This window comes from Grimontia celer, from assembly GCF_900055185.1.
Classification (GTDB): Bacteria; Pseudomonadota; Gammaproteobacteria; order Enterobacterales; family Vibrionaceae; genus Enterovibrio; species Enterovibrio celer.
In genome coordinates this window covers 199,272-212,777 of record NZ_FIZX01000002.1, presented here as the reverse complement: position 1 = coordinate 212,777, position 13,506 = coordinate 199,272, and the positions used below count along the sequence as shown (strand labels likewise).

Sequence of the window (13,506 nt, the reverse complement as noted above, 5' to 3'; positions counted from 1 at the left end):
TTTAAAGAGCGCCAATAAATGCATGAAAAATAAATAAGTTGAATGGGTCTTGTATAATTTCCTATCACATATAACAGGGAGATTATTTGCAATAGTTTGCTTATTGTGGATGTGGGTGTCGTTTATATATCAAACGGTCGTTTAATTTTTATTTAATTGACACCTGTGTTTCGATATTGAAGGAAATTAACTTGAACAACTCAGAAAACAGTAATCTCATGACATTACAAAATGTTGATTCAACCTTGGATTACAATGTGATGCCGGATGAACTCGTCATCACAATAAATAAGGCAAAATCCCTTTCTAACCGGAATGGCATTGCCTGGATGCTCTTTCAGAGAAACCAACTAATACAAAGCCACACTGGCTTTTTAGGCGACCCGGTATTCAATACCCCGAAAAAGCCCCTTGAATCTTCTTCGACGCAAAGACTTTATATTTCCTCACCTCCTCATCGCTTCTCCTACAGCACGAGTGAGTTAAACGCTTTTATTCAAGGACTTAATGTTGAAACAGTTTGCTATCCGACACTATCTCCCACTCTAAGCAATTTATTGGGGGTAGAAGCGTTTAAGCATGATGACATCACTCTCATCCAACCTGAGTTGGATGCAACTAATGAGTCGCTCTTCTTTGGGCCTGCCACTATTCAAAGCCAGCAAAGACCGTGGACAACGTGCTTTGTTTCTATGAATGCGATGGGCCAAGGAGTGACTTATGAGCATTTTCTATCTGGCTTTGGTGCGAAAAGTACTTTGTATCACTCACTGACGAAAGACACGATTGTGGCTGTTGAGAAAACACTTTATCAGGTTGACGCCCATATAGACGTCATAAAAGACAAATGCTGTGCGATAGAAATAGAGAGTGTTGAAGCGTTCAAAGCCTTGCAGAGTAAGCTGGCTTCTGCCGGCCAAAGTGTCCTGGTTGTACTTTGTGGATACCCTTTTTTTTGCCAGTTGGCCAATGCCAACGTCATCGATGAAAGCAACCTATACGTTGCTTTGACAGGTGTCCCTTCCTTTGCTCAATACCCCGCTCCCACCAATCATACCGAACCTAAAATACCCAGTTTATGGCATTGGAAAGTCATTTCTACTCAAGGCTTTGACTCTGGTGTACTAGTGAAAATGCGTAGAGAGATCGGAATAAAGAGTTGAAGTAAAAAAGCATTTAATTAGTGCAATCAACTCTATGACAGAGAATGGAATTCAAGAGTACGACATTAAATATTAAAGAAAAAATCATATTGCATGCATGTTGCTAAATTTATTCGTTTCTTCAACTCAATTTATCATTCTCGCTTTAGTGAATTTAGTCTCACCTTACTCTTTCCTGCCTAATTTACCGTCTACTAATTTGTCAATTAGATAACTACGGTGCTAAGGTCATTCATGCTGTAAGCCAGCAAAAGATAATAGAAAGACAAATAAGAGGGTAGTTTCTGGCCATCGACTGAGCGGTGTTCAGCTTTTTCTATTTGTCTAAATAATTTTTTACTCAGGCTACGCATTATGGAAAGAGAAAACGGCAATCATGGATACTCAACAGCTGTATGCCATCATCAATAAGCTAGGTGACATCAAAAATACACAAGAACTAGAAACGATCTGCGAAGAGTTTTGCGAACTGGTAGAAATACCCTTTTATTTATTTGGCGTGATTGAGCAAATATCCCTCCACGCTCCTGTCATTCATGTATTGAGTAATTACCCTAAACCCTGGTTAGATATTTATTTTAAGCAAAACAGTCAACGGGTTGACCCTGTTGTCAGCTACATCATGACCCAACAATCTCCCATCCGTTGGGATTCGCTTGTCCAACGTGAAGAGTTTCAAGATCCCAAACAACAGGAACTGATGCGTGCCGCCAAAGAGCACGGACTTCATAATGGATTTACCGTTCCTATCAAGTCAGCGTCGGGTGATTTTGTCCTCCTAAGCATGGCAATCGGGGATGAAGATAACCATTGTGACAAACTGAACGCCGCTATTCCTTTCGCACATACCCTGGCAACACACCTCCTTGAGTGTTACATGCTGCTGAAAGTGAAGGAAAAAGGGAAAGGTGAAGCCACACTAACTCAACGGGAGACTGACTGTCTTTTCTGGGCAAGTGAAGGCAAGACGGCATGGGAAATATCAAAGATCATTGATGTATCTGAACGCACCGTATTGTTTCACCTTAACAACTGTACCAAGAAGCTTGATGCATCCAACCGTCAACATGCGGTTGCACTGGCTATCAAAAAAGGACTGTTGAAGCCCAACTTATGACTAGGGGCTAAGAAACGACGGAAGAATTGAAGCAAAAGAGAAGTTGATAACTTCTCTTTTGCTTAATTACGACGCGATTTCAAACAACCGCCAACTGACTGTAAGTGTCGGACTGATGATCTTTTCTTTTCGCCCCAATGACATATCGACGCTTCATTTCCTCAATAGAGTCTTGCTTGCCGATTTGAACAATGTCCGTCCCTGTAGCCATGTATTCAGCGGGAAATCCGTGACCAATAAACAGGCCAGGAGAACTGGTAATCGCATAAGCGCCCACCTGATGGATAACCAAATAGTCACCCACAGAGAGTGGTTCAGAAACATACTTATCAGCAATGATGTCTGACGGTGTGCAAAGTGGGCCAACAAGGGTATACACCTCACCGTTAACATCCCGCCCAGGAAGCGGTAATTCGGACAGAATATTGAGGTTTTCGGGGTCTACTTTACTGATGAAGTAAGGCTTTCGCATCAAGTTCGCAAAGGCTGTCGCACCGTGGAATAAGTTGTAGCCACCATCACAAATGGCATAGGTTTTATTCATGGATTGCTTGATTGACTTCACCTGTACAACGGCTTTCCCTGCCTCCCCAACAAGAAAGCGGCCACTTTCAAAGAAAAGACGCCTTACTCCCGTCTTTTTCACCAGAGCATGTTGTAGGTTCAAAAGCTCTTCCTGAATCGCTTCAAGACGCAAAAACTGCTCGCCCTTGTAATAAGGGATCCCAAACCCTCCCCCAACATTGAGCCACTCCAGCTTGAGCCCAAACCGCTCAGGAATCGCTGCCAGATATTCACAAAGCGAAGAAAAATTGGTGAGAAAACTGTCCGGATCAAGCACACGTGTTGTGGCGTAAACATGCACACCATGAATATGAATCTGACGCTCACGTGCTAGTGACAGGACACCTTCAAGATCTGATTCTGCGATACCAAACTGAGACGCCGCACCTCCCATCTTCATTGAGCCACCCGAGATATCAATATCAGGATTGAGTCGCAGCAGAATGGCCGTGTCTGACTGATGTTCCTTTCGGAGCGCCGCCAATTCCAGCAATTCTTCAATACTTTCAACAGCCACAAAAGCGATGTTGTTCTTCACACACATCATCAGTAGCCGTGTTGATTTGTAGGGGCCAACACAGCCGATATTCTTGGGGTTTACCCCACTGGAAAGAGCAACATCCAACTCAAATGCACTGCTCACATCACAGCCCATCCCCTCCTCCACGATGGTATTAACCAAAGCTGGATTTGGATTGGCTTTCAGGGAATACAAAACGGTAGAAACATCCGGCAACACAGCCCGTTTTAACCGCTGACACTGATGTTGGATTGTCGACTGCGAATACACATAGAACGGTGTTTGCGGTACAGAAAGTTGTTGAGACATCACACGCCATCCTCTTATGGGTTTTTGAACTCTGTATATGTGAGACAGCGTGGTGCAGGGGCATGGTGCACCATATCCACTGCTTCAACTTCATCACTTTTCATGTTGATGGTGATGAGACTCAACACGTTATGGCAAGCCTTCTCCGCGCGAAGGCTCATATAGACGAAATACTCCAGGTACTCCTGATTCCGCTCTTCACGCAAGAATTTAAAGTGATTGATTTCATCACTTTCCTCAAACACCCAAGGGCTGCCAGAGAGCTCATGGCCGTTAATCAACGTGCGAATCTCCGCTTGGCTGAAGTCTGATTTGGCAAAGGTCAGGGGCGATACCAACACCACTGCCGCCATGATCAATGCGTGCAACATCTTCCGAAACATATTTCCTCCATTTCGTTTGTCGGGAAGCTTCCTTAACCATGTCACAGCTTTTTCTGGGGACTAACTGTCAGAACTGACAGCTGGGTGAATGGAAATAGAGGGACAACAATGATAGCCATAAGTCAGCAAACGGATTGGCACTATGACCCACTTAAATTATTGGTCGGACACTGCAGAGCTCAGGGAGCCCGTTGAAACGACGCTTTCGGAGCTCGGCTATGACAACGGCTACGTCGGCATCATCAAAAAGATATTCCGGATAAGCCAAACGCCGGTGTCTCGCAAATCACCTTATCAGTACCTGTTTCAGGATGACTTTTGCCACCAGCCGGCACTGAAAGGCTCAACCTATCTTGCCTATACACATACTGGCCAAGAGGTTTATCCCTTCGGCCAATCGTGCCTTCGTAAGTTAAACCGTGTTAGTGAAGGTAAAGGCGCTTTGTTTGGCTCGACGGCCAGTAATTGCGCCTCGACGTTTAAAGTGATCGACCTTTATCGCCGCCGGCAGCAAGAAAGCAAACAAATCATAGTCACTTGCGACACGGGCTTTACTTCTATTTTAAAAGACATTCCCGGCTCTACCGTCACAGGCGATGCTAGAAGCGCAGTCAGTCTTGATGTCACATCCGGCAACTACCAATTTGTCGACTATCAATCACAGGTTTACCCCGCCCATTTCGGAGGAGCCTGGGAAGAACCTGATAGCCACTCTGTTTACGAGAAAACTTATAAAGACCGTATCGTCGCTCTGATCGAATCGGCATTGGCAGCCATCAATCCAAATCCGGAAGCGCGCATTGCGGTCGTGCCGCATAACGTCAATGTGTACACCTGGAATGCTATTGAAAAGAAGCTAGGTAATCCTCAACTGACATTCTTCACCGGTGGTGTCTCTGACCATGGCCACTGTTACGGCAGCGACGCGTTCATCAACCTTAAGCTGTTGGAACAACTCACCGTCTCCGGTGACGCGGATGTTGCTCACGCACCCGATTTCTTTCTCTGCGTTACCGCAGGAGTTGGCGGCTTTTTCTCCAGCGTCACCTTAAAGCGCAATGAAGCCGATAAGGAATCTTTCCATGACTAATATCACCCCAAACACCACGCCTCTGCTCAAGACTATCGAGGATAATCTTGCACATTACGGTGATGCTGCTGCAGTACGTTTTCGACACCTGGAAATCAGCTACCGCCAACTTCTGGATATGTCGACAGCGTTAAGGGCGTTGCTTGAAAAGCAAGGCCACTTGAAACCTAACGTGCCTGTTATCACTTGCTCCCGTTCGCCCTTTTTCAGCAATCTGTTTAACCTTTTGCTGGGGATTGAAGGGATTACCTACGAGCCTATTTCGCTGAACGAGCCTTTTGACCGTGCAGAAGCAAAAGCGGGGAAATGGCAGGCGTTTTTACTGCTTACCGATGCAGAAACTGCATCAGAGCTGTCCGCCATTTCTGAACGTGCCGCACTGACACTGGTTTGTGATACTGACTTCAACTACACAACAACGGAACGGCCTGATAACACGGGTAAAAACCCTTTCCAGCTTGAGGATTGTGTGTACATCCTGTCCACATCCGGTTCCACTGGGGTACCGAAATCTGTGCCGATAAAAAGCGACAATCTGCAGGCATACCTCAGTGCCGCGACACGCTTTTTCGACATTCATCGAACCGATCGTTTTTCAGTCATTCACGATGTTTGTTTCGACTTCAACATTCACGAGCTCTATGTACCTATCCACAATCACGCCTGTTTATGTGTTGCGGAGAAGTCGGATCTTCTCAGTCCAGCCACCGTTGAGAACTTTGTCGACAAACACCAAATTAGCTTCTGGTCGTGTGTCCCTTCATTTATCAACCACTTGAATCAATTAAAAAAATTCGGCAATCATCGCTTCAACAGCATTCGTAAAACAATGATCTGCGGTGAAGCATTTCCAATGGTCATTCAGCAAGCATGGAGAGAGCTGGCACCTAATAGCCGTATTTTTAATCTCTACGGCCCAACAGAATGCACGGTATCGGTATCAGGGAAAGAGGTCACTCACCCCAGTGATGATGACGTGCTAAATGGCGTTCTCACGATAGGTAACGCATGGGATGACACGACATTCTATGTCCTGAGTGAAGGTCATATTTCAGAGGAAGGGCATGGCGAACTGCTTGTTGGTGGTGCTCAGGTTTTCGATGGTTATTTCCGTGATGGCAAGCTCTGCCGTGACAAACTGGTAGAAGAACCGCTGTCAGGACAACTTCTCTACCGCACTGGTGACATTGTCGAGCTCTCACCCGGCAAGCCCAATCACTATCTGGGCCGCGCAGATGATCAGTTGCAGATCCGCGGTCATCGCATACAGAAGAATGAAATTCTACACCTGATTAGACAAGCCGTACCTTGTTCAAACCTCGCCGTTGTGGAGAAAAACTCTACGAACGGCACCACCGTTGGCATCGTCCTGTTTATTTCTGGCGAGGGATTGAATGAAGTCGACATCCGGCATCAAGTCGCCACTGTGTTACCCAGTTATGCCCTGCCACTCAAAATCAATATCGGGCCGATCCCACTCAATAAAAATATGAAGGTAGACCACAAATCTCTCTTCCAGCAGGTCAACGCAGAGGTGGTGTCATGACATCCGTAACGATGCCATCTAAAGCGCTCTCTATCGATGCAATCCGGGTGATTCGGCCAGAGCATAGATTGGTGCTGATTGAAGAACATGACGCCGTGCATTGCTCGTCATTCAATGCCCATATTCTGAAAAAGATGATGGGAATCGAGTCCGTCAATGTGTTGCCAGAAGGCACATCGACCGACGACATTCTGCTACCTCTGGTTTCTCGCAGCAAATCGGTTAACCCATCACTGCTGCGAAGTGCGAACACTGGCGCGAGACGCACGCGCTTTGGGCTTTCATTAGACCGAAAATTAGCTCGCATCCACAACCTGACCCCTTTGGGTTCGGGCAATGCCAATCGATGTGTATCACTGTTTAAGCAGCTTGATCTCCTGTTCCGAACACAGTCCGAACATCAGGTTGCCATTCACAACGGAGAATTGGCCTTTAGTAAAGAAATGCGGATCACACGTGGGCTCTCTGTTCAGGGGGACAGCAGTACCAGTTTGTTTTTGACCCAGACAGACACGCCAAAAATTCGCGTCAGTAGTGTGTATATGCACTACGACCGACGTTTTTCCCGCGGCATCTGGGGCGAAGGTTCAGAAACTAAAGCCTACGAAGACAGCTATCGCAGCAATATGCATCAGGTCATCCACTCTGCGCTTGAAAGAGCAGGCGTCACGCTAGAGGAAGTCGACCATATCCTGCCTCACAACATCAATATCAAGTCATGGCGCTTTCTCTGCCAATCGCTCGATGTAGCGGAAGACAAGCTCTTTGCGCGCAATATCCAGACCGAGGGGCACTGCTTCTGCAATGACATGGTGATCAACCTGAGTGACGCGATTGAAAAACATCGTCTTGCCGGCACAAACCCGACAGCCTCCGCGCCGCTAAGGTTTCTGGCCGTTGCCGCAGGTGCCGGGGGCATGTTTGGCGCATGCGTGTTGGAAGTAGTTCAGCTAGAGGGATTTCTTAATGAGAGACAAGCTATTTAATATCATGGTCGACGCTGGCAAACGAAAAGCCGTCATCGACCAGGGAAAAACGTACCGCTATCACGAGCTGATTCATGATGTCGAAGCCTTGAAGAATAAGCTCGTAGATGCCAAGGGCGAACATCAGCACGGCACCCATATCATTATGTCCGCACAGCGCGGTTACCAGAGCATCGCTCTGTACGTTTTCAGCGTGGTTTACGGCTATACCCTGGTGCCAGTGACGGCGGAGATTGATAACCGATCTCTGGCGAGATTGCTCCGGGAATTACCTGTCGCTTTTTTCTATACCGACAATCCGGATTCACGCTTGCTTGAAGAAGCCACAGCCCATGGCTGTCCCACACTGGTATCACAAGAAGGGCAGCATCTGAATCAGGCGCGCTTTGAAGCGGGAGACGATGCCTTCCACAAGACCGCCCAATCATTCTCTTCTCCTTCTATGAATAACCGCGAGTTATACCTGATTTTCACCTCAGGCAGCACCGGTAACCCGAAAGGGGTGGGCGTAGAGACTCACAATCTACTCAATTATCTTGAAGCGACACGTGAGGAGTTCGGTATTCAGGCTGACGATGTATTCAGCCATATTTCTCCACTGAGCTTTGATTTCAGCATTCACGAAATCTTTATTGCACTGTTCAACCAAAGTGCGATTGCCGTGCTTCGTGAAAATGATAAGTTCAACTTTTCCGGCTACCTCAAAGCCAATGGCGTCAGTGCGTGGGCATCGGTTCCATCAACCGTTTCATATCTACAGAAAACACGTCAGCTGCAGCCCGACCAGTATCCAGACCTGCGCCTCGCTTTTGTGGGTGGTGAGCCAGTGCAACCCGCACTGCTGAAAGCACTGAAAGATGCTGCACCGAATTGTGTTATTTACAGCTATTACGGCCCGACAGAATGCACCGTTGCCATGATGGCATGTCGGTTCGAAGCAGACACCCACTACCCGCAGCATATGCCGCTAGGTAAACCTTTTGGTGGTCACCAGCTGTTAGTGCAACCCACACCAGACAGCGAGCTTCAACCGTTTGGCACAGGTGAAGCGTATATTGCCGGCCCTCAAGTGCTAAAAACCTATTGGAAGAATCCTGAGCAAACCGCATTGCGATTCGCGTTTAGCCCAGAGCATGGAAACCTCTTTCGAACAGGCGACATTATCCGTATAGAGGATGATGGAAACCACGTGTTCATTGCCCGTCAGGATGATGACATCAAAATCGGTGGGTATCGTTTTAATACCGCTGCCTGCCAGTCATTCGTCAAAGAAAAATCGCGTGCGGAAGAAGTGGTTGTGATGCCATTTACGCAGGGAGAAGCTGGCACATTTGAGCGCCTGCTTGTGGTCACAGTGAACGCTGAGATCTCCGAATCAGCGTTGGCACGCATCTTCCGCGACCAGTATGACAACTACGTTCAGCCCCATTTCGTGAATGTCACTTCACTACCTCAGAACAGAAATGGAAAGCTCGACAAAAAAGCACTCATTAAACAGGTGACTTGCCATGCTTGACACGCTCATTACGCCCCGCCAAACAAGAGTAAATACACAGACACCAATCGACGTTGCTATGTTCAATAACCTGGTGACGCTCGAAGGCAGGCCGACAAACCTAGCAATCTGGTGTCCGTTAAGTGAGCTTGCAAATCCGCCTGAGCGTCAACAAAACGCACGATACTACTTGAGCCATCTGGGGAGCGCAGTGAAAACACGTTGCGTTGAAGCGAAGCCGGATGTGGAGGTTGAGAAATTCTGCTTGATGCTTCCCGGCTTCAATGGAGGTCCTTTTGATTGCTTCCATCTTGCCGAAAAGCTTGCCCAACAAGGCTATTGGGTGTTGTCGGCAGGTTGCTATATCAACCCAAACCTAAAGCCAAGCGAAGACCCGGATAAAGTCGCTTTTGCATTGGCGGATGCTTATCCCGAATACAGTGCCATGCTACGCGCATTCTCTCTGCTAACAGGCGTTGTGCTCTCAGAAGAGCGCATCAATCGTGTTCGTTATGTGTCTTTTTCCGCCGGTATTTACCCGCTAATCCGTGCTATCTCTGCCGGGAATTGCCCAGGCTGGCAACATGAACTCATGCTGATGGCACCCGGCTTATCAGCCACCCGAGACCTCAATGGCACACTCAGCGATGCACCAATCAGCAATATTCAATTGATACATTCAGAGCAAGATAGTCACCCCACTTTTGGCAGCCCATTAGCCTATCTTGACCTGTTTGAGCGCAACAAAACCACCTTGCACCTGCTTTCAGAAGGCGAGCACTACGATTTCATCCACCTTCCCCGGCAAGCTAGCCATACCGAAGCGCAATCTCAGCATGAACAGACGGTGAAAAACGAATGCCTGGCTGTTCTCGACGCATTACTACAGGGAGAAAGACCATGACAGCAAATGCCGCACAATCTGCCATGATGAATATCGCCAGGATTTACTCAACCCATACTCCTTACACGGAATTTGACGCTTGGCAGCAATTCGCACCAACCTATGGAGAAGACATTCTTTCTGATCCACAAGCTGCCATTGATCTCGCCAACGAGTTGGTCGCTCACTACAACCACTCTGAATTTCACGAAATGGGCCCAGAGCGCGAAAACGATCTATCGCTTCGCGCCGTCAATGAAATCATTAAACGCTACGCTGAGCTGAATCCTGATCCTAATACCCCTCAATCTCCTGTCGGCGGTCGCTGCCGTGATCTCGCACTGCTGATTTGCAGCCAATTCCGCGCCCAAGGTGTGCCTGCGCGTCTTCGTTACGGCTTCACTCATATGTACTACGACACCAAACGCGCGCTGGCTGATCATGTGATTGTGGAGTATTACGACGGAGAGTCGTGGAAATTGCTCGAACCGAGAGGCAGTTCGCGCTTGATGCAGCATCAGGATCTGGGAATTAACCCGGTGAATGTCGACCCTGCCAAGTTTATTTCAGGCCCCAGAGCCTGGCACAAAATCCGCACTAAGAAACTCAGAGCGGAATGGTTCAGTGGCAGCACACCCAATGCTCAGATGGGGCTCTGGTACGTGCGAAAAATCATGTTGTTTGATCTGGCAAGCCTTTGTCGCTACGAGGCTGATGTCTTTGACCTATGGGGTTATCTCACCGACTCCAAGCCAGGTGTCATGCCCAAATTTAAGCCGCACCTCCAAGCGCTGGATGACATTGCAGCGGTTGATTTCCTGGATGAAGAAGCGTTCCTTGATTGCTATCGGTTGCTTGTTGAAGACGAACGTTTCCTCCCGGACGGCGATATCAGTGTCTCCCCTACATTGGGTAAACGCGCCACATTATCAATAAGGAAAGACGACTATGTTTTATATCAGTCGTAACGTTACAGCACCGGCACCCGCTACACTGAATGTTGCCGCTGACCACGATGCCCTGTTTCTCAGTGCCTCGTCAGCAAAAGTATTCAGCCAATGGTATGGCTTTGGCGAAATTCCCTATTACGACAGGACGCCATGCACTGAATACTACGCAAGGGCACTTTCAATCTATGCCCAAGCAAGCGCTGGCGATGAGCCCGCTTGCGATGCAGTGGTACACAATCACACTGGCGCTTTATGTGGGGTATTCGCTGAGCGCGTTATGTTGAAAAGCAGCCGCGCCTCTCTGACAAACAAAGGCGCAGGGAGCCATTGGCTGGGCTTTTCGTCATCCGCCACCAAGTGCGCCACACCCATGCAGCTCATGCAGTACTTCGAGCGGAATGTCTCGTTGAACAACATTCTTCTTGTGACAGGAGATATTGCTGACAACGAAGATTTGCGTGTTAACCCCGTCGCGCTGAGTTCCGACACCATCAATCTCGTGAAACTTACCCGCACCGAAAGCGACATTGCCGTTGTGGCGGTTTCAACCCTGTTTGATGGTGAGTTTTCTGGCGGTATCTATCTCGAGACCAATGATGGGCTGCAGCAAAAATATAACGAACACTACCAACTGAATGTTGCCAAGGTCGTCGGTCGTTGCCTGGATAAAGCCAATCTTTCGCTCGCGCAGGTTGATGTGATTCTGCCACACAATGTGAATGTACAAACGTGGAAGAAGCTCACCGCGAAACTCGGAGTCGGTATGGAGAAAGTCTACTCGCGCAATATTTCCCGACTAGGCCACTGCTTTGGCGGTGATGTCTTCGTCAATCTTGGTGATTTCTATGACGGGATGAAAGCCGGACAAACGGCCCATTGCCTCGCTGTCGCTGCAGGCATTGGGGCGTCGTTTGGAGCAACGGTATTCACCATTACCAAAGGAAAGGACACTGAATGAGGGGCAAGATGAGTATTTTCATTGCGATTGTCGCAATCGTCATTGTCGGCGTAGCGTTTTCGGTTTATCAGCTGTCTAAACAGCAGAATGATATAACACTTGAGAAAGGACTTAATGTTTCAACTTTTGGTGTTGAAGATCCAAAAGGGCAAACCTCACTCACCGCCAAATTGTGGCGATTACCAGAGTCCGGAGAGGCCTCCAAAGGCGTCATTCTCATCTCCCACGGTTTTTCAGCCAATGCAGACTCATTGCAGCGATACGCGGCCAATCTTGCTCAAGCAGGATACGTGGTTGCCGCCGTTTCGCATCAAGACTTGAAGGGGCTCAGGAGTGGTCAGCTTTCCAATGACCCTATGGTGGCCAGGCAAAGGCATTTGAAACTTCTGTTAGAGAACTTGTATCTCAATGATGCAAATCTAAAGCAGTTACCCGTTGGCATACTCGGTTACTCGCTGGGAGGCTATGCCGCACTCACCAGCACTCACTTTCGAGCTCTGCTTGATAAACAGGAAAATTACTGTTCATCGCTTTCGCCGGGTGACAATGTGCTGATTTGTAACCCAAGGTTCAGTCAACGTATAAGCGCACTTTCTGCAGAGCCAGAGTTAACACCCACCCCATCAATACCCGCGAAGGCCATCGCTCTCTTTGCACCCGCATATACTGAATTGATTAATTTGGATAAACCCGCAGATGCGCCTGCTATATTCCTCGCCAATGGCGTCAAAGATGAGTTCATTTCAGTCGGTCAGATGGATGATCTGGCACGGCAACATAGTTATGTTAAAGAACATCAGGAACTCATGGAAGCGGGTCACTATGCCTATTTACCAACATGCTCTTGGCCGTTCAACTATTTCATTGAAAGTTGCCGGGATCCTATTCCCATTGACAGAGCGAAATTTCAGAACACACTGATAAAAAATGTCATTAATTTTTTTGACGACAATCTTGCCATTAAATAATCATCATTATTTTAATAAGCACCCTAATGGGTGCTTTTTTATTACCTGTTAGATCTAACACAGTTTAATTCCAATCCTATAACAACCTATTGAATTCAACCAAATAGAAGAATTTACACTTATCGCTGTAAAAAGTATCAGGTTATAAATTATCCATTTTGCGCTTAAATGGTTTTGTACTGAATAATTAATTTCCCGTACATAACCAGGACAAATGGAGTTCAAAATGGAAAGACAAGACGCATACAATCAAATGATCACTATTCTCAAATCAACCATCACAGTACCGGAAGATGTTCAACTTACGGAAAATACCAGTCTTCGTGACGATCTAGGAATGGATTCACTGGGCTCCCTGACATTTCTGATGGAATTGGAAGAATCTATTGATGGTTTTTCTATTAATCCAGAAAGTTTAGAAGAGCGCCACTTTAGTTCAATTGGCGCCATGGTGGATTACATCGTAGATAACGTTGCACTCGAAACGGCTGCTTAATTATGTATATCAATTACTGCGAACACTTCCCTATGTCAGAAAGGCATCTTAGCCAGACACCACGAGATCGGTATGTCA

At 47.3% G+C, this 13,506-nt stretch carries 13 protein-coding genes; 11 read left to right on the top strand and 2 right to left on the bottom strand.

Features of this window, described 5'->3' with window-relative positions:
* Positions 1 to 191 precede the first annotated feature (191 nt).
* Together GCE9029_RS11230 and GCE9029_RS11225 are read left to right on the top strand one after the other, a co-directional pair.
* Positions 192 to 1,163 (top strand): hypothetical protein, encoded by a 972-nt coding sequence (locus tag GCE9029_RS11230; RefSeq protein WP_197475354.1) that lies wholly within the window; start codon positions 192 to 194, stop codon positions 1,161 to 1,163.
* A gap of 376 nt (positions 1,164 to 1,539) precedes the next feature.
* A complete protein-coding gene (locus GCE9029_RS11225; protein WP_062663363.1) occupies positions 1,540 to 2,280 on the top strand; it encodes a LuxR family transcriptional regulator in 741 nt (246 codons plus the stop codon).
* 79 nt (positions 2,281 to 2,359) lie between these two features.
* Here GCE9029_RS11225 and GCE9029_RS11220 read toward each other — a convergent pair whose 3' ends face one another.
* Positions 2,360 to 3,673, bottom strand: a complete 1,314-nt coding sequence (locus tag GCE9029_RS11220; protein WP_062663362.1) for a type III PLP-dependent enzyme domain-containing protein — start codon at positions 3,671 to 3,673, stop codon at positions 2,360 to 2,362.
* A 14-nt stretch (positions 3,674 to 3,687) separates the two neighbouring features.
* Positions 3,688 to 4,056 carry a hypothetical protein gene (locus GCE9029_RS11215; protein ID WP_062663361.1) on the bottom strand — a complete coding sequence of 123 codons (369 nt, stop codon included), beginning with the start codon at positions 4,054 to 4,056 and terminating at the stop codon, positions 3,688 to 3,690.
* Positions 4,057 to 4,198: 142 nt separating this feature from the next.
* Here GCE9029_RS11215 and GCE9029_RS11210 point away from each other — a divergent pair, with 142 nt between their 5' ends.
* From GCE9029_RS11210 to GCE9029_RS11170, 9 genes are all read left to right on the top strand, one after another.
* Positions 4,199 to 5,146 carry a beta-ketoacyl-[acyl-carrier-protein] synthase family protein gene (locus GCE9029_RS11210; RefSeq protein WP_062663360.1) on the top strand — a complete coding sequence of 316 codons (948 nt, stop codon included), beginning with the start codon at positions 4,199 to 4,201 and terminating at the stop codon, positions 5,144 to 5,146.
* Positions 5,139 to 6,692, top strand: a complete 1,554-nt coding sequence (locus tag GCE9029_RS11205) for an AMP-binding protein (RefSeq protein ID WP_082804333.1) — start codon at positions 5,139 to 5,141, stop codon at positions 6,690 to 6,692. The genes GCE9029_RS11210 and GCE9029_RS11205 overlap by 8 nt, the downstream gene beginning before the upstream one ends.
* Positions 6,689 to 7,678, top strand: coding sequence for a 3-oxoacyl-[acyl-carrier-protein] synthase III C-terminal domain-containing protein (locus GCE9029_RS11200; RefSeq protein ID WP_062663358.1), 990 nt, complete (start codon positions 6,689 to 6,691; stop codon positions 7,676 to 7,678). Before GCE9029_RS11205 ends, GCE9029_RS11200 begins: the two co-directional genes overlap by 4 nt.
* On the top strand, positions 7,659 to 9,194 hold the full coding sequence (locus tag GCE9029_RS11195) for an AMP-binding protein (protein ID WP_062663357.1): 1,536 nt from the start codon (positions 7,659 to 7,661) through the stop codon (positions 9,192 to 9,194). Before GCE9029_RS11200 ends, GCE9029_RS11195 begins: the two co-directional genes overlap by 20 nt.
* Positions 9,187 to 10,077, top strand: coding sequence for a hypothetical protein (locus GCE9029_RS11190; protein WP_062663356.1), 891 nt, complete (start codon positions 9,187 to 9,189; stop codon positions 10,075 to 10,077). Before GCE9029_RS11195 ends, GCE9029_RS11190 begins: the two co-directional genes overlap by 8 nt.
* A complete protein-coding gene (locus GCE9029_RS11185) occupies positions 10,074 to 11,024 on the top strand; it encodes a transglutaminase domain-containing protein (protein ID WP_062663355.1) in 951 nt (316 codons plus the stop codon). Before GCE9029_RS11190 ends, GCE9029_RS11185 begins: the two co-directional genes overlap by 4 nt.
* Complete coding sequence (locus GCE9029_RS11180) at positions 11,005 to 11,964, top strand: 3-oxoacyl-[acyl-carrier-protein] synthase III C-terminal domain-containing protein (protein WP_062663354.1); 960 nt, start codon at positions 11,005 to 11,007, stop codon at positions 11,962 to 11,964. Before GCE9029_RS11185 ends, GCE9029_RS11180 begins: the two co-directional genes overlap by 20 nt.
* A gap of 8 nt (positions 11,965 to 11,972) precedes the next feature.
* Positions 11,973 to 12,932, top strand: a complete 960-nt coding sequence (locus GCE9029_RS11175; protein WP_231870085.1) for an alpha/beta hydrolase family protein — start codon at positions 11,973 to 11,975, stop codon at positions 12,930 to 12,932.
* Between the two features lie 226 nt (positions 12,933 to 13,158).
* The gene (locus tag GCE9029_RS11170; RefSeq protein WP_062663352.1) at positions 13,159 to 13,428 is read left to right on the top strand and encodes an acyl carrier protein; all 270 of its coding nucleotides are present in this window, start codon (positions 13,159 to 13,161) and stop codon (positions 13,426 to 13,428) included.
* Positions 13,429 to 13,506 lie beyond the last annotated feature (78 nt).

Bases quoted from the DNA above. Each gene is read 5' to 3' on its own strand.
- GCE9029_RS11225 (WP_062663363.1), top strand. From the start codon at position 1,540: ATGGATACTCAACAGCTGTATGCCATCATCAATAAGCTAGGTGACATC.
- GCE9029_RS11220 (WP_062663362.1), bottom strand. From the start codon at position 3,673: ATGTCTCAACAACTTTCTGTACCGCAAACACCGTTCTATGTGTATTCG.
- GCE9029_RS11215 (WP_062663361.1), bottom strand. From the start codon at position 4,056: ATGTTTCGGAAGATGTTGCACGCATTGATCATGGCGGCAGTGGTGTTG.
- GCE9029_RS11210 (WP_062663360.1), top strand. From the start codon at position 4,199: ATGACCCACTTAAATTATTGGTCGGACACTGCAGAGCTCAGGGAGCCC.
- GCE9029_RS11205 (WP_082804333.1), top strand. From the start codon at position 5,139: ATGACTAATATCACCCCAAACACCACGCCTCTGCTCAAGACTATCGAG.
- GCE9029_RS11200 (WP_062663358.1), top strand. From the start codon at position 6,689: ATGACATCCGTAACGATGCCATCTAAAGCGCTCTCTATCGATGCAATC.
- GCE9029_RS11195 (WP_062663357.1), top strand. From the start codon at position 7,659: ATGAGAGACAAGCTATTTAATATCATGGTCGACGCTGGCAAACGAAAA.
- GCE9029_RS11190 (WP_062663356.1), top strand. From the start codon at position 9,187: ATGCTTGACACGCTCATTACGCCCCGCCAAACAAGAGTAAATACACAG.
- GCE9029_RS11185 (WP_062663355.1), top strand. From the start codon at position 10,074: ATGACAGCAAATGCCGCACAATCTGCCATGATGAATATCGCCAGGATT.
- GCE9029_RS11180 (WP_062663354.1), top strand. From the start codon at position 11,005: ATGTTTTATATCAGTCGTAACGTTACAGCACCGGCACCCGCTACACTG.
- GCE9029_RS11175 (WP_231870085.1), top strand. From the start codon at position 11,973: ATGAGTATTTTCATTGCGATTGTCGCAATCGTCATTGTCGGCGTAGCG.
- GCE9029_RS11170 (WP_062663352.1), top strand. From the start codon at position 13,159: ATGGAAAGACAAGACGCATACAATCAAATGATCACTATTCTCAAATCA.